This window comes from Dorea hominis (genome assembly GCF_014287705.1).
GTDB classification, from domain to species: Bacteria; Bacillota; Clostridia; order Lachnospirales; family Lachnospiraceae; genus Dorea_D; species Dorea_D hominis.
Genome location: NZ_JACOOY010000005.1, coordinates 87548 through 111008, shown reverse-complemented (window position 1 = coordinate 111008; position 23461 = coordinate 87548). Strand labels below are relative to the sequence as shown.

Genomic DNA, 23461 nt, shown 5'->3' with positions numbered 1-23461 from the left:
CTTTATACGTCCAGTTCTGCCTCTGCAGCATTTTCATAAATAAATTCTCTTCGTGGCGGTACTTCCGTTCCCATCAACATCTCTGTCACTGCAGAAGCCATTCTCGCATCTTCAATCTCAACTCTTTTTAAAATACGGGTTTCCGGATTCAGTGTTGTCTCCCAGAGCTGCTCTGCATCCATCTCGCCCAGACCTTTGTACCGCTGCAATGTAAACGGACCTTCGTGTGTCTTCCGGTAACACTCCAGTGCTTTGTCATCGTACAGATATTCTTCTTCGCCTTTTTTCGGCATCGCTTTATAAAGTGGCGGCATCGCAATGTAGACATGTCCTTCATCGATCAGCTCTTTCATAAAACGATAGAACAATGTAAGAAGCAGTGTCGAAATGTGTGCACCATCCACGTCCGCATCTGCCATGATAATGATCTTATCATAACGGAGTTTGCTGATATCAAAATCATTTCCATAACCTTCCGAAAAGCCACAGCCGAATGCATTGATCATCGTCTTGATCTCCGCATTTGCAAGCACCTTGTCGATCGTTGCTTTTTCTACATTCAGGATCTTACCACGGATCGGCAGGATTGCCTGATACATACGGTCACGCGCTGTTTTTGCAGATCCTCCGGCGGAATCTCCCTCGACAATAAAAATCTCACATTTTGATGCATCACGGCTTTCACAGTTTGCAAGCTTTCCGTTGCTGTCAAAGGAATATTTCTGCTTTGTCAGAAGATTGGTCTTCGCTTTTTCTTCTGTCTTACGGATCTTTGCCGCTTTCTCTGCACAGCCGATCACTTTCTTAAGCGTTTCCAGATTACGATCAAAATAACGCACGATTTCATCGCCGGTCACCTTACTTGTCGCTTTTGCCGCATCCGGGTTATCCAGTTTTGTCTTCGTCTGTCCTTCAAAGCGGGGATCCGGATGTTTGATGGATACGATTGCAGTCATTCCATTTCGGATATCTGCTCCGGTAAAGTTCGCATCTTTATCTTTCAGAATTCCAAGTTCTCTTGCATATTGGTTGATCACGGTCGTAAATGTCGTTTTAAATCCGGTCAGATGCATTCCGCCTTCACTGTTGTAAATATTATTACAGAAGCCAAGAATGTTTTCATGGAACTCATTGACATACTGGAATGCCACTTCCACTTCAATTCCGTCCGCAGTTCCTTTAAAATAAACCGGCTCATGGATCTTCTCTTTCTTTCCATTCAGATCCTGGATAAATCCGATGATTCCTTCCGGTTCGTGGTAGGTGATCTTCTCTTTTTTTCCGTCTCTTAAATCTTCAAAAACGATCGTCAGCTCTGGATTCAGATATGCCGTTTCATGCATACGGCTTTTTACATCTTCAGCCTTGAATCTTGTTTTCTCAAAAATTGTTCCATCCGGCAGGAAATTTACTTTTGTTCCGGTTTTTCTTGTTTTTCCAAGTTTTGGAAGAAGACCATCTACCAGCTCTACGACCGGATTTCCCCTTTCATATCTGTCATGGTGGATATAGCCGTCACGGCTGATCTCCACATCCATATATACGGACAGTGCATTTACAACAGAAGAACCTACACCGTGCAGACCTCCGCTTGTCTTATATGCCGAGTCATCGAACTTACCACCGGCATGAAGCGTTGTATAGACAAGACGCTCTGCCGGCACACCTTTGGCATGCATATCGACCGGCACACCACGTCCATTATCTGCAATCGTGGCAGAACCGTCTTTTTCCAGTGTGACATGGATCTCGCTGCAGTATCCTGCCAGATGTTCATCTACCGCATTATCTACAATCTCATAAATCAGATGGTTCAGACCTTTTGTAGATACGCTTCCGATATACATTCCCGGTCTTTTTCTTACCGCTTCCAGACCTTCTAATACTGAAATACTCTCCGCATCATATGTGTTTTTCTTCGCCATTCCTTCTATATCCTCTCTCTTTTTTCCACATGTTTCCGTTTTTTCTATACTTTTCCATACTTTGTATATATTAGCATAAAATCCGGCACGAAGTAAATACTTTTATGGATCCACCACCGCATCTAAAAGGTCTGCGAGGACTTTCATCGATCTTTGCATTTCTTTTACCGTATTCGTCTGTGCACCTGCCTCGATCAGCAGATATTTGGGCATCAGATGCATATTATAGCGATAACTTTTCAGATAAATCCTTCTTGCGAAACCAGGGTATTTTTTTGTGGCAGCAAGCTGCATCTGCATGGAAAATGCAAGATTATCCTGTATGTATGGATTCTTAAGATAAGCAATATCTCCATTCTTCTTCGTCCGGCTTAGTCCATTAAAGAACATGATCTGTCCGGTTTTCTTTCCATCTATAGATGTCACCAGATGTGTGTTGTTTCCGACGCCGTCTCTGTGCAGATCGATCACAACTTCAATCGACGGATATTTTTTCAGGGTTTTCCTCACCTTTACTTCTGCAAGCTGGTATGCACGGCTACGATCCATTTTCCCGCCAATCAGATCATACACTCCTTCGTGGTGCATTGTCGGGATTCGGTAAGTATCATTTAACTCTTTCGTCAGAATATCTCCCATACCGACAATCGATGTTTTTTTATCTCCCGCTTTGGAATCTTTAAATGCCTCCTGGGAATGGGTATGATAAATTAGAATCTTCGGTTTGCTTCCATCTTTTCTGATCTTCATATTCTTTTTCAGAAGTTTTCCGGCATCCAGCTCCTTTGCATCCGTCTTTGTTGTCTGATCTACGGTATAAAAATGGCTGCGCAGATATGCATAATTTTTCAGCTTCTTTTCGGATATCTTTGCAGTCTGTGTTTTTTCTATTTTCTCTTTGTTGCTTTTTACAGTTCCGTCCTCCAGCACTTCATTTTCATCTTCTGCCTGTTTCTTTAAAATCAGACGGTAAGTATCTTCATCCTCAACCGCCAGCGTCTTTTCTTCTTCCCCATTTGCCATATATCCGATTGGAAATAATAGCTCCATCTGATTGATAAGCCATTTTTCAAAGGATTCTTTTCCTGTTTCTTCTATATACATAAATTCCGGCATATGCAGCTTCCAGGCACATTTTAAAATTTCCCGGTTCACATATTCTCTTCCTTGATATGGATACTTTGTTTTTCCGGCAAGCATAGTTCCTGCCCATGCAGCAGCAAGCAGGCATATTGCCATCAGGACCATTACTGCCATGCTTTTTCGCTGCCTCTTTCCGGAAGTTCTTCTGCACCAATTTTTCATCTCTTCTCTTTTCTCATATCTTTTCTTAACACTATATGATGTGCAATTTTTAAATATGTGCCTGTCCGGCGGCAAGAGCATTTAACGCTTCCGAGATTGTATAGCTTGTCCGCTCCATCGTTTCATCGATATCTTTCGGTGTGACAAACATCCCATACAGATACGGCGGAATCAGATGTTCTTTATTTTCTCTCATTCCTTCGTCCCGGCATTTTGCAACATATTCTTCGATAGAATCACCTACAATCGTCGCGGCATCAACAACAGTCGGGACACCAATGGCGATTACCGGAACCCCCACCGTCTCCTCTGTAATCGCGTTTCTGTGATTTCCAACGCCGGAGCCCGGCGCGATTCCGGTATCTGCAATCTGAATTGTCCGGTTCAGCCTTCTCACACTTCTTGCAGCAAGCGCATCGATCGCAATTACAAAATCCGGTTCTGTCTCTTCCACAATTCCCCGCACGATCTCTACTGTCTCCATCCCGGTCTGTCCCATGACACCCGGTACAACTGCACTTACGAGCCGGTCCGCCTCCCCGTCAAGTGCATATTTTCCATATTCCTTCACCAGATGTCTTGTAATATCCAGATGCTCAACAACAAGCGGTCCCAGTGCGTCTGGCGTGACGTTCCGGTTACCCAGTCCAATAATCAGAATACTCTGTCCATCTTCCTTCTCTGGCAGGCACCCCTCAAGTACTTCCATTAATTTCCCTGAAATCTCTCTGTGATAGCTCTCATCTGCTTCTGCCATTTTCGGTGCTTCCAACGTGATATAATTTCCTACTGGTTTTCCCATCACTGCAGCACCGTTTTCTGTCTCAATCCGTACTGTCGTCACACGCACTTCACACATGTCATCATAGGTTTCTTCCACAGCAACTCCAGGAATCTCAATCTGATCCGAGACAAATCGTTCTCTCTGCTCCAGCGCAAGATCCGTCCGCACATTATATCGATCCATCATTTTTGTTTCCGCCTTTCTTCTACATTTTTTCACCTGTATTTCCTAGTTTTTACAAATAATTGATAAATATGTATTGACAGAAAAGCTTTCGTGACATAAAATAAGTTCGTATGTTTCGTTAGAACGTCCGTGTCCGGATCTAACGAACTGGAAAATCGACAACAGATCGAAATATTTAATCGGAGGTGGACAGATTGGCTAACATCAAATCTGCAAAGAAAAGAATTTTAGTAAACGAAACAAAGGCTGCTAGAAATAAAGCAATCAAATCTAAAGTTAAAACTTATGTAAAGAAAGTTGAGACTGCAGTAGCAAAGAAAGATGCTGAAACAGCTAAAGCTGCTTTAAAAGATGCCATTGTTGAAATCAACAAAGCTGGAAGCAAAGGTGTTTATCACAAAAATACATGCTCCAGAAAGATTTCCCGTTTAACAAAAGCTGTTAACGGAATTGCTTAATTATAGAATGACATATTAAAAAAACAGCCATACCGTCATGTGGCTGTTTTTTTGTTGCTGTTTTCTCCGTCAGGAACTGTCAGCGACAGTTCCGCCGAGATTGTTTTTAATGAATATAACTTCTATTCTAACTTAGAATATCCAAAGCTGTTCACGAGCGCTTCTACCCTCTCGCCCTTCTGGCACATTGGACAATTCAGCGAATCATAAGCATGATATGCCGGTACGTCTGCACTTGTGAAGATTGTCTTAATCTCCATTCCAGCAACCTTTGTAACAGCACTGAAGATCGAACATACTCCACATACAGTTCCACCATAATAAAGAACAGACTCAATGGCACGCATGATTGTCTTTCCGGTTGTAACAGATGCAGCAAGGATCAATACCTGTTGATTTCTAATCATACGTAGTTTGTTATCACGGAACATGATCTGTCCCTGCATATTGTACTCCGGTGTGATCACAGAAATATTATTTCCCGCACTCAGAGACATCTGGCTCGAATCCGCAAGATGCTCTGCCATAAATGTTCCGATCACTTCTGTCTCATCCAGACATACAATCGTATCGATCGTTGCATTCGTCATATATGCATTGGCTAATTCCTTCGCTGTCTCTTTTGCATTGTTATGGCGAGTCTTGACTGTTGACATATCGATATATGTATTCAGATGCGAGTTACTCGTCGCAAAATGTCCTTTCATAATTTTAATACGTGCTTTTGGATTTCTGGTGGATCTTAAGTCTTCTAATCTGCTATCCATGATGCTCACCACTCCTTTCTAAATCTATATCCAGATTACCACGAAAAAAGGACGGCGTAAAGATGAACTTTACACCGTCCGTTATTTCTTTTACAGTCAGATTTTAAACGCTTCGACTTACTAATTAATTGTTGATCAGTTTGTCTTCTCCGTTCCAGCTGTACAGTTTTCTGATCTCTTCTCCGACTTTCTCTGATGGATGCTCGGAAGCAAGTTTTCTCATTGCTTTGAAGTGTACCTGACGTCCTGCTGGTGACATATCTACTAAGAATTCTTTTGCAAATGTTCCGTCCTGGATGTCTGTCAGGATCTGTTTCATAGCTTTCTTTGTATCTTCTGTGATGATCTTCGGTCCTGTAATGTAATCACCATACTCAGCTGTGTTAGAGATAGAATATCTCATTCCTGCGAAACCGCTCTGGTAGATCAGGTCTACGATCAGTTTCATCTCGTGAATACACTCGAAGTAAGCATTTCTCGGATCATATCCAGCTTCGCAAAGTGTCTCGAAACCAGCCTGCATAAGTGCACAAACACCACCGCAAAGTACTGCCTGCTCACCAAAGAGGTCTGTCTCTGTCTCTGTTCTGTATGTAGTCTCAAGAAGACCAGCTCTTGCCCCACCAATTGCAAGACCATAAGCAAGTGCACGATCCCATGCTTTTCCTGTAGCATCCTGCTCTACAGCGATCAGACAAGGAGTTCCTTTACCAGCCTGATACTCACTTCTTACAGTATGTCCCGGTGCTTTTGGTGCGATCATTGTTACATCGACATTCTTCGGTGGTTTGATACATCCAAAGTGAATGTTGAAACCATGAGCGAACATTAACATGTTACCTTCCTCAAGGTTTGGCTCGATGTCTTTTTTGTACATATCAGCCTGTAACTCATCGTTGATCAGGATCATGATGATATCAGCCTGTTTTGCTGCTTCTGCTGCTGTGTATACTTTGAATCCCTGAGCTTCAGCTTTTGCCCATGATTTACTTCCTTCATAAAGTCCTACGATAACATCACATCCTGACTCTTTTAAGTTCAGTGCATGTGCATGTCCCTGGCTACCATAACCAATGATAGCGATCTTCTGTCCGTCTAATACAGATAAATTACAATCTTCCTGATAAAAAATTCTTGCTGCCATTTTAGCATTCCTCCTAAATAATATAATAAATTTTTATTGTGTTATAAATATATCGTTAAACGAAAGTATCTTTCGTTTAATACCATAAAGTATCACTCCTGTGTGAGTGTCTCTACATTGCCGTCCTGATCGATGAGTGTTACATCTTTCATACCACGGTTCAGACCTGTAATTCCGGTTCTTGCAAGTTCCAGAATATCATACCCTCCCAGAAGATTTAAGAAAGCATCCAGCTTGGACTGTGTACCGGTAAGCTCAACCATCAGGGAATCCTTCTCCACATCAACGATCTTCGCACGGAAAATATCGGCTACTGAGATGATCTCTGAACGCTCCGACTTGTTTGCCTTTACCTTAACCATAATCAGTTCACGGTAAACGGAATCTGACGGCTCCAAAACCTTAATCTCAATAATGTCTTCCAGCTTTCTGACCTGCTTTTCAATCTGGGATAAAATCAGTTCATCACCACTTGATACGATTGTTATCCTTGTAAACCTTGGATCAGCGGTAACGCCTGCTGTAATGCTGTCAATACTGTATCCCCTTCTACTGAACAATCCTGAAATCCGACTTAAAACTCCTGGATTGTTGTCAACTAATAATGAAAAAACTCTCTGCATGACTGCACCTCTCTTTCGTTATATTTAAAAAACAGAGTGCGTTCTGTTTTTATATAATAGCAATACCTGTCACTTTTGTCAAGCGTATACGAATATCTTTTTGTTTTCTTTTTTATTTCTCTCTTATTTACCTGCTCCTACGACCACGATTCCGAAATATAAGCGATTACTTCTTCCTTTTTCTCCTGCCTGATAATCTCATCCACAATCTTTTTTATCATCTTTTCTTTGTCTTTTTTTAAGTTCCCGCGCACACGGAATTCAATAAAATCATGAAACCCGTCATAAGCAAGATCCATTGGTTCCAACTCTTCCAGCAACAGCTTTTCTTCTTTCAGATTCTCCAATTCTGTTGCCGGTTTGAAATTGCCGTTCCGAATCTCCTGATATAACGGTGCATCTGTATGTAAAAACATAGAGAAATTAATCACTCTTTCCGGCTTTGTCTCATTTAAGAATGCCGCTAATGCCCTGGCATTTTCCATGCCTTTTCCATGTCCTGCAACTCCTGTCATAATATGTGCGTCAAATACAATACCTGCGTCCTGTATTCTTGCAATTGCCTTTCCCGCCTGAGAAATCGTATGATCTTTTTTCATAAAAGCAAGCACCTCTTCCAGACCACTCTCAATGCCCAGATACAGATGCTCCACTCCCAAACTATGTAATTGTTCCAACTCTTCCGGTGACTTTGCAAGGATTCCTGTAACGGTTGCATCCATGCGTACAGATGGCCCTTCCGGAAAATATTTTCTGACAAGCTTAAGGATCTCTGCCAGTTCTTCCGTCGGGAGATCAAATGCATTGCCATCGCCTAAAAATACGGCTTTGGGCTTTCCTCCGGCTTCTTTCACACGGATCAGATCATGTTCTACCTGGGCAAGTGGAAGTTTACGGAATTTTAAATGTTTGAATAATGTGCAAAACCTGCACCGGTTATAAGAACATCCTACCATCACCGGCAGCATATAAGATGAACGCTCCATCGGTGCGCGGCAGATCTGACCTTCGTATTCCATATGCATCCCTCTCTTTCTTTTGTGGATGCATTCTATTATATCATGTTTTTCTATAAATCTGCCATCTTTCCGAGAATCCTGAAATAAAATCTTTCCTGTTCTTTAACTCTTTTCATTTCTTCCAGGATCTTTCCATCTTTCAAAAGGAGAATCCTGTCACAGTAGCTTGCCATTTTCGGATCATGTGTCACCATAATAATCGTTTTTTTATACTCCGTATGAATCCGGTTTAATGTGTCAATAACAAGTTGTCCGGAATGGGAATCGAGATTTCCCGTCGGCTCATCTGCCAGTATCAGTTCCGGATCGTTGGTCAGTGCCCTGCAGATTGCCACTCTCTGACGTTCTCCACCGGATAATTCATATGGATTTTTCTGAAGCAGTTTTCCAATTTCAAATTGTTCTGCCAGATTTTTTGCTTTTTTTTGCATCTCTTTCACCGGACTTTTCTTCAGAATCATTGGGAGCATAATATTTTCTTCCACAGACAGGCTGTCCATCAAATAAAAGTCCTGAAATACAAATCCGATCTTCTGATTCCTTATTTCTGCCAGTTTGTCACCATATAGAGAATCCGTATCTTCTCCCGCAAACTGTATTTTTCCATTTGTCGGCTTATCAATCATACCCAGATTTTTTAAAAGTGTTGTTTTTCCACAACCGGATTTTCCCATAATTCCGACAAATTCACCCTGCTCTGCCTGAAACGAAATTCCTTTTAACACTTTTACATCTTCTTCACTTTCTTTCCATGTCGATTTTTTGTAATTCTTTATAAGATTTTCTACTTTTATAACGCTCATCTTCTATTTTCTTCCTCCACTCTCTTTGCAACCCATTTTTTTAATAGTTCAAGCATGACTTCTGTAAGCAATATATATCCTGCTGACAGACAGCCCCAGTAAATCCATACTTCTTTTCCATGCACAACTCCAAGATAAGATTCCCGTATTTTCTCCATCTCTACATAACCGGCAGAGAGCAATAACACAGCAGCCGTCGTAATTTCCGGAAGAAGTTTTACTTCCCAGGCAAGCGTTCTTTTCTTCATTTTCTTAGTAATTCCCATACAGGACAGAAACTCATAACGTTTCCTGTAATCCGGCAGTTCAGATGCCGTCTTTACAAATAACGCAAAGTTTCCACTTACAAGCAATGCAAGAAAAAAGAACGCTTTATTTGATAATTGAAAGAGCAGGCTTTTTTCCAGCTCTGTTACAAACGTTGCAGTTACATAAAGTGTTTTCTGTACTTCATCTGTCAGTCCATAGTCCTGATTTCCATATTTATTTACATATTTCTGTAATTCTTTCGTTCCCTGTTTTTCTGTACGATCCGGAAATGAAAATAAATATAACAGATCCGGTTCTTCTTTTTCTTTTTTTAATTTCTCATGCCATTTATTAAAATAATTTTCAGAAAATACTACAACATTCTCTGCCTCTACACCGATCCTGTATTTTCCGAACCAGTTTCCTGCTTCGATTCTTTTCATTCTGTACAGATGATCCCAGTCTTTACTTGCAATCGGATGATTGGACTCCGGACTGACATATTCATCTTTTTCCTTATCAAAGCTGCCAGGCATCAGCCATGTGTATCCTTTGCGTCCATAATCCATCGCTCCCATGGTTACTTTTTTCCCATTGTAGGTTTTGTATTCATTTTGAATATATACAATTTCTTTATTCTTAAGATGAACCTGTTTTCCGGATAACTGCTCATATGTTTTCTCTGAAATTCCAACCAATTCAACACTATATCCACTCACCCGGATCATTGGAAATTTTTTTACACTTCCTTTGTATTCCTTTACACACTGATTTACAAAGTTTTGATTTTCTCCTGTATCTTTTCCCATCCATACTGCATCGTACGGAAAATATTTTTCCTGCCCTGAAATTGGAAGAATCTCTGCAATCTGTACACCGCAATAACCAACCGCTGCAAACTGTACGGTAAATATCATTAAGAAAAACAACATATTACTTTGATATCGGCTGTACAATCCATTTAATCCGAGAAGATGTTTCAGATAAAATTTTCTTCTTTTATGTAGTATCTCCAGCAAGATCCCTCCACCAAATAAAACTACAAAAAATGTTCCAAAAATCAAAAATAAATGAGAATACAGATATCCATAATTCAATGAATATCTGGCATAGATCCAATATCCTGCCGCTATAAGCAAAACTCCTGCTACTGTAAATACCAGCCACTTTCTGCTCTGTGGTTTTTTCTCTTTCTTCTTTCCATCATTCATCAGATCCTGCAGTCCATGATTATCTGCCCACACAAGCAGGGAAAATGCTACCGCAAGGAATACTGCCACACTTAATTTACATGTATCCATGTAGACAGAGACTGTAATCGGAACACGACGTATATATTCCGGGAAAAAATAATGCCATGCTTTCAAAACACCTCCAAGCATAAGCCGTCCTGCAAACATTCCGGCAAATAAAGTTCCCAGGCAGCCTGAAAAATACTCAAAAAGAATCATTCCATACATTTTACGCCGCTTCATTCCAAGTACATAAAACAACTGATACTCTCTGAGTCTTAACCGCATAAATTTCTGCATAGAATATGTCATAATCGCCACACTGAAAATGCAGACCAGAATACATGCAAGCATAATATCCTGTATCGTTCCAAAATCTGCAGATGCATCCTTCATAATTACTTTCGATACAGAATACAAGCCTAAAAACACAAAAAATTCTGCGACTCCTATAATATTCCCTGTAAAATAGACAAAATAATTTTTCCAACTGCTTTTGAAATTTTTTAAAATAATCTGATATAACAAAAACCCACCTCCATCAGTTACTTATCCTTTTCTAAGAATAAGCACACTGACAGAAGTGGGCAATACCCTCGCCATAAACGGTATTTTTCAGGACATGAAAAAGGAAACCTGTACTTCGAATCTGTCCTTTGTGACCAGATATCTGATTGTTCCTTCATATTTTTCAACAATGCGTTCTACACTTATAAGACCGTAGCCATGGAATTTTTGATTCTCTTTCTGGGAAATCCATCTTTTTCCTTCCCTCACCGGCTGTTTTTCCATACTGTTAGCAATGTTTATAAAAAGCATATTTCCCGGATTCTGTATTTCTGTTTTTATCCATTTTTCTCCTTTTTCAACTTTTTCACTTGCTTCCAGCGCATTATCCAGCAGATTGCCAAATAAAATACAGATTTCATTTTCTTCCAATACGAATTTTTCAAGTGAACAGGCGGTTATCTTCCATACAATTTTCTTTTTTTCTGCCATATGCATCTTCAGATTCAGCAGAAGATCCAGTGGCTGACAAGTCGTCCATGGATAGAACTTCACAGATTCATACTCCGGTGTAATCTTATCCAGATAACTCCGAAGTTCTTTCCAGTCCTGCCTCTTCTCATATTCTTTTAATAAGAGCAGATGATTTTTCATATCATGATTGATTCTCCGGTTCTCTTCCAGTGCTTCTTTCAGATTTGCATAATTATTTTCCATCATCGTATTTTGAAATTCAATCATCTGATTCTCTCTTTGCAGGCTTTCATAGCGGAAAATAAATTTACTGAACTGCCATAACAGCCAGATCAGCAGGAGCGCTATTACATTTGCAGTCACAATATTCTGAAAATACCATTTGGTTCCTTCACCCATCAACATCAACTGATAGATCAGAATTACAATATGTAAACCTGCTCCAAATGTTACAATCAGTCCTTTATATTCCTCTGCGATTCTCTTTATGGTTTTCTTTTTGCAAATAAAACAGACATAACCAAGAAATATTACACCCGCGATCAGGCAGCTTACTGTTTTTGGCAGCATGTCCAATTTCCACATCTTGGATGGATTCTGGCTTGTTCCCTGCATCAGAACTGCCCATGATGCAATAAATACTTCCAAAAAACTTAAACCACCATAGCAAACAGCAGGTACTCCAAATGCAAATGTGTACGCCTCTGTGCCAAGTGCAACACAGATAAAACCGCACAGTGTGAGTAAGAACACTGTCAGATACATTCCAATCGGATACTCTTTACCTGCCACAAGTAAAACCACAGTTCCCACACTTCCGGCATATATAAATCTGTCTGCTTTTCTTCCTGCCGTTGTTGGCATTCCCTGTTTCATCAAATATGCAGACATTAGTGCCTCCAGAACTGCAAGTATAATAATAATGCTTCTATATCCCATGATATCTTTTCTTCCTCTCCCAGTACTGTCTGACACATTCTTTTAATTCCATCAGATGCCTTCTTGCAATTCTTACTCTCACACCGCCGGAAAGTTCAAGTTCCATTCCGTGTATCTGTATGACTTTCTCTATATTGACAAGGCAGCTACGGTCTGCATATACAAAATCTCTGTGCTGTAATTCCTCCCACAACGTTTTCATATTGATCTGTTCTCTGTAAACCTTATCCTGTGTGTAATACTCTACATATTTCTTTCCTTTTGCTTTCTGAATATAAAGAATATCTCCATATCGGATTTTCTGCATACCTTCTATCGTTTCAAGCACGCGGTATGAGTCTTCTTCCTCTCTCCGCTGCTGCAATATATTTCTTAAAACTTCTGGTATCCGAACTTTCATCTCTTCTTTCAGAATATACTGATATGCATCCAAACGGTAACTTTCAATCGCAAACTCTTCATGTGATGTAATAAAAATGAGGGGAATTGCTTCCCCCTTTTCCTGTGCATGTTTCTTGTTCAGCCACTTTCCGAGTTCAATTCCATTCATCGTATCCATCTCGATATCAGAAAATACGGCAAGATATTTTTCATCCTTTTTCACAGATTCCAGAAATTCTTCTGCCATACAAAACAACCGCACATTAATCTTATCTGTCATATTCTTTTGTTTCAGCGTCTCTGTTACATATCTTCCGATAACCTTTAACATCTGCACTTCATCATCTATGACTGCTATACTTTTCTTTTCTGTTTTTCTCATAAATTTATCTGTTGCCTTCTAATTCTGCCAGCTTTCTTCGAAGCAATTCCACCTCATTTCTGGCTTCATCCAGCTGCCCTTTCGTTTCATCCAGCCGTCCTTTCGTTTCATCCAGCTGTCCTTTCGTTTCATCCAGCTGTCCTTTCGTTTCATCCAGCTGTCCTTTCGTTTCATCCAGCTGTCCTTTCGTTTCATCCAGCTCATCCTTCGTTTCATCTAATTCCTTCTGCATGTCATCAATCATTAACTGCACTGTATTACGATCCATCTCCAGTAATTCCTTTGAAAACATAGCCATCACCTCTTCTATATTCCGGCACATATCATAGATCTGACTGTACAGATCTTTAAAATCCGGATACTTCTCAATGATTGCGATGATCTCTTCCGGTCTATCCATACATAGGAATGCAAGCCACGCTTCCAGACGATTCGCAATCTTTATTTCTCCATTTTTATTGTGCTGAATCTTCTGAAAAATGTCAAGCGGAACAAATAAATATTTTTGAAGCAGGTTCATTTCCAGACCAGTATCTGACTCCTGCTCAAACCGATGTATATATGTATCTGGAAAGTGTTTAAATTCTTCCAGATGCACTACCATATCCATGATCAGCAAACTATTTTCATCTGCAAGTCTTCAAGAAATTCCTTCCTTCTTTCTTCTCTCCAGCTATAAAACATATCCTTCAACTGTTTGTCCTTCTCAATATCCTTCATTACTTCTTCCCGTGAACGGATCACCGGAAAATACTGACGTAATTTGTTTGTCATGGCAAACACTCCTCTTCCTGATGCAGTCATAAAACTTTCCTGCATTTTTCATCGTTACTTTTTACATCTTGTTACAAACTAATTTTTTACTAAAAATCAAATTAAGTATTTAAACAAATATTACATATCAAAGGCAAACTGACGTCGTAACATCTTCACATGACACTCAGCAATCGTTTCCCTCTAAAATTAAAGTTTCTGGATTTTGCTCCAAACCGGAGCATTTAAATATTCGTATTTTCTAATACAAATAGAATCTCTTTAGAACTATAAGATATAACTTGTGTTTACTTTACCAGAAAAGCCCACAAAACACAAGTTGTATTTTGCAGGCTTTCTCTCCTAAAATTATTTTCATTTATTTTTCTTCCGGTGCCGGCACTCCTTTTTCTTCATCTGCCTCATAAGAGAAGAAATCAAAATCGGCATAATGCTTATGCAATACACGGTCTGCACATGTAAGACCTACAAATGTTCCTGTGAACTCACCATATTTACAATACTCATCAGAGAACTTCGTTGTGTCAAATGTCCTTCCGATTCTTGTATAATTCTCACCGTCATAACTCCACTCGAACCAAAGCTCTCTTCCCTCAATCCGAAGTCTCAGATAAATCGGAACATCCTCCACTGCAATTCTCGTATCCAGATATTCTGTCTTTTCTCCATTTTCAAGCTGGATGATCGACAGTGCACTTCCACCCAGTGTCTGACTGTAATATTTACGCAGATTAATATAATTCATATTATCGTAATAAATGATCAGTCCGGCACTGTGCTGGTATACTTCCGGCTTGTATTCCATCTTTGTTGTAACCGTTGCATAGACACTGGTCAGTTTTCTTGCAAGGATACTGACCTTATTCAGCGATGTTCTGGACTCCTGTCCGCGGATTCTCACATAACCCGGACGGGCTTTTACATCAGCAAAACTCTGTGGCATAATACGTGGTGCATAATACCAGTTTCCAAGCTCCTCACCGTCAAAATCATCAAAATCCGGAATCTGTGGAACCGGATATTCCGGCAGTTTGCTTTCTTCTACATATTCTTTCGCCAGATTATCTCCATCCGCCATGCGAAGCCATCCGTCTTCGGTCCACTCCATTTTCTGTATTGCCGTCTCTCTTCCAAGCGTGCAGCGAAGCTCCGGTGCAAACGGTCTGGAACAGAGATGTACCAGATAAACCTCGCCAAGAGAAGTTTCTACATAACTTCCGTGACCGGATTTCTGCAGAACGCTGTCCGGATTGAAATATTTCGGTTTCAGATGATCCGGATCATGTCTTTCATTCGACTCGCCCGGAACACTTGTTACGATCGGATTCTTCGGATCCCCTTCATATGGTCCCCATACATTTTTGGATCTTCCCATCGTCACGCAGTGATTGTATCCGGTTCCGCCTTCCGCACACATAATATAATAATAACCATTTCTCTTTGTAAGATGCGGTGCTTCGATACATCCTCTGTCTGTACCGCCGCGCCAGATTCGTTTTGGATATCCGACTACTGCCTTTTCTTTCGGAGAATACTCAACCAGACAGATCACACCCGGTTTTTCATATCCTTCTCTTGTCTCCCATTCCAGAGAAACAATCCATTTTCTTCCGTCATCGTCGTGAAGAATAGAAGCATCAAATCCTGCGGAATGTAAATAAACCGGCTCACTCCACGGTCCACGAATGTCTTTTGCTGTTACAAGATAATTGTCTACATCAAAATATCTTGCATTCATGGAATTCATCACACCATATACGACATAGAACAGATCTTCCTCTTCACAGTAAGTAAGGCACGGCGCCCAGATTCCTTTTGCTGATGGAAGTTTTTTCAGATCTACCTGTTCATCTGTCAGCACATGTGTATACAGCTCCCAGTTTTTCATATCCTTTGAATGATAAATCGGGATTCCCGGCATCCACTCAAACGTGGATACCGCAATATAATAATCGTCTCCTTTTCTGCAAATACAAGGATCCGGATTAAAACCTTTGAAAATCGGATTCTTAATCATTGTCCGCGACACCTCTTCCTTCTTTTAAGTCTGTTACGATTCCATCGTATTCTTTATCCAGTTTGTAGAAGCACATGATCACTACGATCAATACTGCTGATAACACCGGAATGTAGATAAATAACGCATTGATCGCTGTCAGTGCAGATGCACTCTGTGCTACCACTTTTTCTGCATATCCTCCAAGTGCCAAAATCCATCCGAGCATAGCGGATCCAAGACCATTTCCGACTTTGAATCCAAAGCTTGAAGCACTGTTGATCAGTCCTTCTGTACGATATCCGGTCTTCCACTCTCCATATTCGATCGTATCCGATACAATCGCAAACATGCAGGAAGAAATTCCGGCATTACCGACACCTTTTAATCCAGATGCGATCATGATTCCGATATAACTTGTTCCGACAAATGCAAACATTGCAAATCCGAGTCCATAGATGATTGCTCCGAGAATCAGCATATTTCTCTTACCGATCTTCTTAATGATAAATGCGGTAAAGAACATTGCCACGATCTGTACGATACTTGCTACAAGATTCATCGGTCCGACCAGATTTGGATTTTTCAGTACAACTTTTGCATAATAAACAGCAGCTCCGCCGTTCAGAGAATAAATGATGAAAATAAATACCAGTGTCAGTGTGATCATGATCCAGTATTTATTCTGGAATAGTAAGCGAATTCCTTTGAAGAACGGGATCTTCTCCTGCTTTGTATGTTCAGAAGGTTTTACTCTCTCTTTCGTTCCTGTAAATGTAATTAAAAATATGATAACTGCAAGTACTCCGAACACTGCAAATGCTTTCGTCCATGCAGATGCGTTATTTCCAAATGCCTGTACAAGCGGAAGTGTCAGGTTTGTGATGATCAGCGTTCCGGTTGTTGCAAGGATCATACGGAAAATACTTAAAACAGATCTCTCGTACTGATCCTGTGTGATCAGAGCATTCAGGGTTGCATATGGTACATTGATCGCTGTATAGATCACAGACGATACTAAGTTATATGTAATGAAAATGTATGCGATCTTCGCTGTCTGCCCCAGTCCTGACGGTACACTGAATAAGAGGATTCCGGCAATTGCAAACGGAATTGCCATCCGTAAAATCCACGGTCTGCATTTACCCATTTTGGATTTGGTGCGGTCTACGATCACTCCCATAATCAGATCCGTAACACCGTCAAAAATACGTGAAACGAGCATGATCGTTCCTACGATACCGGCACTGATATGCACATAATCTGTGTAGTAAAACAGCAGAAATGCTGACATTGCGGAATAAATGATGTTACATCCCAGGTCTCCGCATCCATAGGAAAATCTTTCCCAGAAACTGATTTTCGTCGTTTTTTGTTCCATTTTTTCTCTCCTTCTTATGTATGCTTTTCTTTCTATCTGCATTTATCATAACAGGCATTTTTCATCTTTAGAACAAACAAAAGCGACCTAAAAATAGGACGATTCCGACTTTTTATTTTTCTTTCTCTCTCGATTTCTTTCTTGCCTCTTTGGGAGTACATCCATAATTTTCTTTGAATGTACGCATGGCAACACGGTAATTGGTACATCCGTGTGCTTCGAAAATCTCTCCGATAGAAGCATCTGTTGCAAGTAATTCTTCATGCACCTTGACAATCCGGATCGCATACAGATATTCCATCAGTGTCATACCAATCTGCTTCTTGAAAAATCTTGCCAGATAATCTTCACTGTATCCAAAATGTGCGGCAATCTCCGGGACAAGACATTTTTCTCTGTGATGCTCTTTTAAGTAGACCATGATCTCATTTACACGTTCCAGATTTTTCTGATTACGGTCTGCTTCTTTTCTTACAATTTTTTTAGAGTAAGAATGAGCCAGCGTGTACAGAAGTTCATACAGCAAACTGTTAAAACGCAGCAGATAAGCCTCCGGACGGATATCGTAGACAATATGCATATCTTCAAAGATTTTCTTCATCTTCTGAAGTCTTGTCTTATCAATCTCATTTTCCGGATGCATATCCACTTCAAACTGATACAATTCAATATCCGGAATGTACTTAGTAAGCATCTCTTTCGGGATCTGTAATACAAGAGCCCTGTTCTTCCCACTCAATACGGAATGCATCACCCTGGAATTAATAATATTAAATTCTCCTGCCTGCAGCACATTTTTCTGGTTCTCGGTCGTCACGGTAATACTTCCTTCCAGCATATACACCAGCTCCAGACTGTCATGCCAGTGCGGTGCGACATAACTTCCTTCATCTACCGATAAATAAAACCGTACTTCCACATCCGGGTTACGCGATACAATTTCGTGACGCATAATTTCAATCCTTTCCATTTTTGTAAAGTATAACACATACTGCGTAAAAACAAAAAGAAGATATTCTATGTTATATGAATCATCAGCCGCATGAATTAGCTGCTTTAATACTTTATGAAATATAATATGAAAAATCAAGAAAAAATATATGAATATGCTATAAAAGAAATGGTTGGTCAAAGCATTAAAGATGTTACAGAATCTGTTTATACAGTTCGAGATCTCGAATGGCTAAGAAACGACATGGAGAAGTTAGAATAAAGCGGCTGATTTGTGATACTAATCTCATGATACTAATATGATACTAGTACGATACTAATCAACCGCTTTTTCTTACTTTTTATTCAATTCTATTAAATCTAAAACCCTTGTAAAACAGGCGTTTCTTAGAATTTACCTGCCTTTGCAGCTTCCTCGATGGAAACGGCTACAGCTACAGTCATACCAACCATCGGGTTGTTACCTGCACCAATCAGTCCCATCATCTCAACGTGAGCCGGTACAGATGAAGATCCAGCGAACTGTGCATCAGAGTGCATACGTCCAAGTGTATCTGTCATACCGTAAGAAGCCGGTCCTGCTGCCATGTTGTCCGGGTGAAGTGTACGTCCTGTACCACCACCGGAAGCAACTGAGAAATATTTCTTACCCTGCTCGATACATTCTTTTTTGTATGTACCTGCAACCGGATGCTGGAAACGTGTCGGGTTTGTAGAGTTACCTGTGATAGATACATCTACACCTTCTTTGTGCATGATTGCAACACCCTCACGAACATCGTTGGCACCATAGCAGTTAACTTTAGAACGAAGTCCTTCAGAGTAAGCGATTCTCTGTACTTCTTTCAGTTCTCCTGTATAATAATCATACTCTGTCTGTACATATGTGAATCCGTTAATTCTGGAAATGATCTTTGCAGCATCTTTTCCAAGTCCGTTCAAGATAACACGAAGAGGTTTCTTACGAACTTTGTTTGCTTTCTCAGCGATACCGATTGCTCCTTCAGCAGCTGCGAATGATTCGTGACCTGCCAGGAATGCGAAACAATCTGTATCTTCTTCCAGAAGCATCTTTCCTAAGTTACCGTGTCCAAGACCTACTTTACGCTGATCAGCTACAGATCCCGGAATACAAAATGCCTGAAGTCCTTCTCCGATTGCTGCAGCTGCGTCTGCTGCTGTCTTACATCCTTTTTTAATTGCGATTGCTGCACCTACTGTGTATGCCCAGCATGCATTCTCGAAACAGATTGGCTGAATACCTTTTACCTGATTGTATACATCAAGTCCGGCATCCTTTGTGATTTTCTCTGCTTCTTCGATAGAAGCAATGCCATAGCTGTTTAATACTTCATTGATTTTATCAATTCTTCTCTCATATGATTCAAATAAAGCCATTTAATTGTCCTCCTGAAAATTTTACCTGATATGTAATACCTGTACGCTATCGCGATTATTCTTTACGTGGGTCGATGATCTTAACTGCATCTTCAACACGTCCGTACTGTCCTTTTGCTTTCTCCCATGCATCATTCGGTGTGTCACCTGCTTTGATGAAGTCTGTCATTTTACCAAGGTTTACAAACTGATATCCGATGATTTCATCGTGGTCATCTAAAGCGATACCTGTAACATATCCTTCAGCCATCTCAAGATAACGAGGACCTTTTGCTAATGTACCATACATAGTTCCAACCTGAGAACGAAGTCCCTTACCAAGGTCTTCCAGTCCTGCACCGATCGGAAGTCCGTCTTCAGAGAATGCACTCTGTGTTCTTCCGTATACGATCTGAAGGAATAACTCTCTCATTGCTGTATTAATCGCATCACAGACAAGGTCTGTATTCAATGCTTCCAAAATAGTCTTTCCCGGAAGGATCTCAGATGCCATAGCAGCAGAATGTGTCATACCTGAACATCCAACTGTCTCAACAAGGGCTTCCTGGATAATTCCTTCTTTAACATTCAGTGTCAGTTTGCAGGTTCCCTGCTGTGGAGCACACCATCCAATACCGTGTGTCAGACCTGAAATATCTTTAACTTCTTTTGCCTTTACCCATTTTGCCTCTTCCGGAATCGGAGCTGGTCCGTGATTTGCACCCTGAGCTACCGGACACATCATCTCTACTTCATGTGAATAAATCATTATAAAACTCCTTTCAACTATGTGTGTGTTTTCTCTTGTAGGCATTGTTATATGTTTAACGCCGTACTTGATTTTATTTTCTCATAAATTCTTTTACTCGTCAATTGTCACTTTTTATCAAATTCCGGCGCTTTCTGCGCCTTTTCTCTGCATTTTACCTGTCAAGTCCCTTCCAGAACGCTGTATCTGCAACGGAACTCTTAATTTCGTCGAATGTATACGGTGCTGTCACCCATGCATATTTTGTACTCTGCTTACCGGATGAAGCGCTTCCCATATTGAATCCGATCTCGATTCCGTCTTTGCTCACAAAAAAATTTGGAACATAAGCTCCTGTTTTGTCATTGCCTTCCAGTGCCTTTTTCATCTCAGCCGTAGTAAGGTCGGTAAGAAAACTGCTGTCACCGGTCTCTTTCTGCATGATCTTTGCCCAGTTTTCTACAAATGTGTCATCCAGCTTTACAATATCTCTGACTTCGTAAATTTTCCCGTCACGAAGACGGATATTTACAGTACGAAGATCTGTCTGATACTCGCTGTATTCACCTCTGGCACTTGTATCTTCAAATACAACACTGATAAACTCATTCGTTGCATAGGTCACTTTGCATTTTACATAACTGATCAGTGCCGGTGTGTTTGCTTCGATTACTTTCTGCTTGATCTTCTCATCCGGATGTGTATAAATCTCATCCACGGTAGACATTGCACAGTTTTTTATTGTTTTATTAATTTTATCTGCATTCTTTCCTTTCAGACCACTGATCTGTGGATAAGCAACATTAAAATCAATGATTGTAGAAGTCTTTTCCGAATCACGGAAGCTGTATGTCTCATTTTTCACCTTGTAAGAAAGATTATCTGCCTTATAGGCTTCTATCTTATCAACGCCTGACACACTGCTTTCGTCTGTCTTGTTCTGGCTGTCTGAACCACTGTTTCCATTATTCTCATCATTATCGTATATATCATCCGAATCATCCCAGCTGTCACCGTCATCCTCATACGGCTGATCTTCTGTGATTCCTACGTCATCTTTTGCTTTATAATAGATAAAACTTCCAAATAAAAATGCGCCGCCGACCGCTACGATCAAAAGTATGATAGCCGCAACAACTCCAACGATGACCGGTACTGCAGATCTCCGCTGTGGCATCTGTACCTGATGACTGTATGTTCCTGCTGGTCCCTGCCCGTTTTCTTCCGGTCCCGGGCCATAACTATAAGAGCCGCTTGAAGAACTGCCTGCACCGTAACCATAAGCATTCTGTCCCGGATTTCCGGTGCCGTAATGATAACTATACTGCCCGTATGCACTCTGCACCAGCTCCGCTTCCATCGGTACAAAACGGATTCCATCCTTTTCCTGTTCTTCTGTCACCTTGTGCATTCCAAGATGTTCATATGTCTCTACAGCCTGTGGCGCAGCATTTACTGTAATCTTAAAAGTATGCACTTCTCTTGCCGCAAATGCAACAGCTGCCAGATAAAGCATACGTCCGATACCGTGTCTTTGAAATGCCTTTCGTACAAAGAACAGACTGATGTGCCCGCTGTTTGTAACTGCGATCATTCCACAAATCTGCACACCTTCAAACGCACCAAATATAGTCACTTCCTGCCGTTCAAACATCTCGCGGAAAGAGTCATAGCTGATAAATTCATGGAAACGCCCGACGCCTTCATCAGTATATGCCGATGCAACATCTTCTGCAAATACTTCTGCCGCCAGATGCAGTGCCGGCAAAAGTTCCTGTATCTGTATTTTTCTGATATTCATTTCGGATTTAACTCCTTTCTTTTACCAGTTCCTCCCGCAGGAATGTCAGAGCACGCACAACGGCATAATCTCTGTTTTTCGCACGATTTCCGGTAAAATGAAATTCTTTTACTTCTGTATGTCCCTTTACATAGCATCCAATATAAACCAGTCCGACCGGTTTCTCTTTGGTTCCGCCCCCAGGCCCTGCAATACCGGTCACCGCCAGTGCGGCATCTGCTCCGGCTGCTTTTGCTGCACCTTCTGCCATCTCTCTGGCAGTCTGTTCGCTTACTGCGCCGTATGCTTCCAGTGTCTCTTCTTTTACACCAAGCAGTTTGCTCTTTGCACGATTGGCATAAGTAATATAGCCTTCTTCATACACTTCCGATGCGCCTGCAACATTCATGATCCGTCCTGCGAGCAGACCAGCCGTACAGGACTCTGCGGTCGTCACTGTCATCTTCTTCCCTTTCAGGAGTTCCACAACTGCATCTTCCAGCGTCACATCTTCTTCGGTTGTGTAGATTTTATCTCCGAATCTGTGGAACAGCTCATCCATCATCGGCTTCATTAAAGCATCTGCCTCTTCTTCACTCTTTGCTCTGGCTGTCACACGGAGATGTACTTCTCCTGTCTTTGCATAAGGCGCAAGTGTCGGATTGGTCTGTGTCTCCAGAAGATCCGTAATAACCGTCTCCACTCTGCTTTCTCCCATAGAGCAGATCTTCACCATTTTAGAATAAATACCTTCCGGTTGTAAGCCATTCAGATATGGAGCAATCTTTGACTCAAACATTGGTTTCAGTTCATTAGGAGGACCTGGAAGCAAAATCGCTGTCTTGTCGTTTTCTTCCAGTATCAGTCCGGGAGCCGTTCCATTGTCATTATCAACAACAACCGCGCCTTCCGGAACCATTGCCTGTTTCCAGTTATTTGCTGTAATATTGCGGTTGTGTACCCGTGCAAAATAATCTTCGATTCGGGCTCTTGTACGTGCATCTTCGTACAGTTCTTTTCCAAATACTTTTGCTGTCACTTCTTTTGTCAGGTCATCCTTTGTAGGACCAAGTCCACCGCCAAGAATCACAATATCACTTCTTGACAGTGCCAGATGAAGCGCATCCTCCAGTCTCTTCTCATTGTCCCCGACAACACTCTGGTGATAGCAGGAAAGGCCCAGACCTGCACACTTTTCAGACAGATATGCTGCATTTGTATTTACGATATTTCCAAGCAGAATCTCTGTTCCGACAGAGATAAATTCAACTGTCAC

Annotated in this window: 22 protein-coding genes; 2 read left to right on the top strand and 20 right to left on the bottom strand. The window is 41.0% G+C overall.

The features are described 5' to 3' along the window. Window positions 1-2: 2 nt before the first annotated feature. The 3 genes from H8S07_RS05340 to gpr form a co-directional block, all read right to left on the bottom strand. Window positions 3-1925, bottom strand: coding sequence for a DNA gyrase/topoisomerase IV subunit B (locus tag H8S07_RS05340; RefSeq protein ID WP_186855595.1), 1923 nt, complete (start codon window positions 1923-1925; stop codon window positions 3-5). Window positions 1926-2027: 102 nt separating this feature from the next. Further along, entirely contained in the window at window positions 2028-3182 is a 1155-nt protein-coding gene (spoIIP, locus tag H8S07_RS05335; protein ID WP_243175969.1) for a stage II sporulation protein P, read from the bottom strand. 97 nt (window positions 3183-3279) lie between these two features. Then, complete coding sequence (gpr, locus tag H8S07_RS05330) at window positions 3280-4200, bottom strand: GPR endopeptidase (RefSeq protein ID WP_186855594.1); 921 nt, start codon at window positions 4198-4200, stop codon at window positions 3280-3282. 194 nt (window positions 4201-4394) lie between these two features. Here gpr and rpsT point away from each other — a divergent pair, with 194 nt between their 5' ends. Beyond that, window positions 4395-4658, top strand: coding sequence for a 30S ribosomal protein S20 (gene rpsT / locus H8S07_RS05325; protein WP_021860010.1), 264 nt, complete (start codon window positions 4395-4397; stop codon window positions 4656-4658). A 122-nt stretch (window positions 4659-4780) separates the two neighbouring features. Here rpsT and H8S07_RS05320 read toward each other — a convergent pair whose 3' ends face one another. The 13 genes from H8S07_RS05320 to H8S07_RS05265 all read right to left on the bottom strand — a co-directional run bounded on the left by H8S07_RS05320 (window position 4781) and on the right by H8S07_RS05265 (window position 18281). Next, on the bottom strand, window positions 4781-5425 hold the full coding sequence (locus tag H8S07_RS05320; protein WP_186855593.1) for an orotate phosphoribosyltransferase: 645 nt from the start codon (window positions 5423-5425) through the stop codon (window positions 4781-4783). 124 nt (window positions 5426-5549) lie between these two features. Beyond that, a complete protein-coding gene (ilvC, locus tag H8S07_RS05315; protein WP_117537301.1) occupies window positions 5550-6569 on the bottom strand; it encodes a ketol-acid reductoisomerase in 1020 nt (339 codons plus the stop codon). Between the two features lie 92 nt (window positions 6570-6661). Then, entirely contained in the window at window positions 6662-7192 is a 531-nt protein-coding gene (gene ilvN / locus H8S07_RS05310) for an acetolactate synthase small subunit (protein ID WP_021860644.1), read from the bottom strand. A gap of 137 nt (window positions 7193-7329) precedes the next feature. Then, window positions 7330-8211: a radical SAM protein gene (locus H8S07_RS05305; protein ID WP_186855592.1), complete on the bottom strand. Its 882-nt coding sequence runs from the start codon at window positions 8209-8211 to the stop codon at window positions 7330-7332. A gap of 50 nt (window positions 8212-8261) precedes the next feature. Further along, on the bottom strand, window positions 8262-9014 hold the full coding sequence (locus H8S07_RS05300; RefSeq protein WP_186855591.1) for an ABC transporter ATP-binding protein: 753 nt from the start codon (window positions 9012-9014) through the stop codon (window positions 8262-8264). Further along, entirely contained in the window at window positions 9011-11023 is a 2013-nt protein-coding gene (locus H8S07_RS05295; protein ID WP_186855590.1) for an ABC transporter permease, read from the bottom strand. The genes H8S07_RS05300 and H8S07_RS05295 overlap by 4 nt, the downstream gene beginning before the upstream one ends. Before the next feature lie 87 nt (window positions 11024-11110). Beyond that, a complete protein-coding gene (locus tag H8S07_RS05290; RefSeq protein WP_186855589.1) occupies window positions 11111-12415 on the bottom strand; it encodes a sensor histidine kinase in 1305 nt (434 codons plus the stop codon). After that, on the bottom strand, window positions 12405-13178 hold the full coding sequence (locus tag H8S07_RS05285; protein WP_186855588.1) for a LytR/AlgR family response regulator transcription factor: 774 nt from the start codon (window positions 13176-13178) through the stop codon (window positions 12405-12407). Before H8S07_RS05285 ends, H8S07_RS05290 begins: the two co-directional genes overlap by 11 nt. A 4-nt stretch (window positions 13179-13182) precedes the next feature. After that, window positions 13183-13797, bottom strand: coding sequence for a coiled-coil domain-containing protein (locus H8S07_RS05280; RefSeq protein ID WP_243175968.1), 615 nt, complete (start codon window positions 13795-13797; stop codon window positions 13183-13185). Beyond that, window positions 13791-13952 (bottom strand): hypothetical protein, encoded by a 162-nt coding sequence (locus H8S07_RS14420; protein ID WP_243112116.1) that lies wholly within the window; start codon window positions 13950-13952, stop codon window positions 13791-13793. Before H8S07_RS14420 ends, H8S07_RS05280 begins: the two co-directional genes overlap by 7 nt. A 358-nt stretch (window positions 13953-14310) precedes the next feature. Next, window positions 14311-15969, bottom strand: coding sequence for a glycoside hydrolase family 43 protein (locus H8S07_RS05275; RefSeq protein ID WP_021860652.1), 1659 nt, complete (start codon window positions 15967-15969; stop codon window positions 14311-14313). Then, the gene (locus H8S07_RS05270; protein ID WP_186855587.1) at window positions 15962-17329 is read right to left on the bottom strand and encodes an MFS transporter; all 1368 of its coding nucleotides are present in this window, start codon (window positions 17327-17329) and stop codon (window positions 15962-15964) included. Before H8S07_RS05270 ends, H8S07_RS05275 begins: the two co-directional genes overlap by 8 nt. Window positions 17330-17441: 112 nt before the next feature. Then, window positions 17442-18281: an AraC family transcriptional regulator gene (locus H8S07_RS05265; protein WP_118519249.1), complete on the bottom strand. Its 840-nt coding sequence runs from the start codon at window positions 18279-18281 to the stop codon at window positions 17442-17444. A 126-nt stretch (window positions 18282-18407) separates the two neighbouring features. On the opposite strand from H8S07_RS05265, the gene H8S07_RS14625 reads away from it, so the two are divergent. Beyond that, complete coding sequence (locus tag H8S07_RS14625) at window positions 18408-18542, top strand: hypothetical protein (protein ID WP_279287648.1); 135 nt, start codon at window positions 18408-18410, stop codon at window positions 18540-18542. Window positions 18543-18667: 125 nt separating this feature from the next. Here the strand turns inward: H8S07_RS14625 and H8S07_RS05255 are convergent, their stop codons facing one another. The 4 genes from H8S07_RS05255 to H8S07_RS05240 form a co-directional block, all read right to left on the bottom strand. Beyond that, window positions 18668-19678, bottom strand: a complete 1011-nt coding sequence (locus H8S07_RS05255) for a GGGtGRT protein (RefSeq protein ID WP_117537308.1) — start codon at window positions 19676-19678, stop codon at window positions 18668-18670. Window positions 19679-19733: 55 nt separating this feature from the next. Further along, window positions 19734-20426, bottom strand: a complete 693-nt coding sequence (locus tag H8S07_RS05250; RefSeq protein ID WP_021860656.1) for an iron-sulfur cluster assembly scaffold protein — start codon at window positions 20424-20426, stop codon at window positions 19734-19736. A gap of 154 nt (window positions 20427-20580) precedes the next feature. Then, window positions 20581-22206 carry a GNAT family N-acetyltransferase gene (locus H8S07_RS05245; protein ID WP_186855586.1) on the bottom strand — a complete coding sequence of 542 codons (1626 nt, stop codon included), beginning with the start codon at window positions 22204-22206 and terminating at the stop codon, window positions 20581-20583. A gap of 7 nt (window positions 22207-22213) precedes the next feature. Further along, on the bottom strand, window positions 22214-23461 hold the full coding sequence (locus tag H8S07_RS05240) for a competence/damage-inducible protein A (RefSeq protein WP_186855585.1): 1248 nt from the start codon (window positions 23459-23461) through the stop codon (window positions 22214-22216).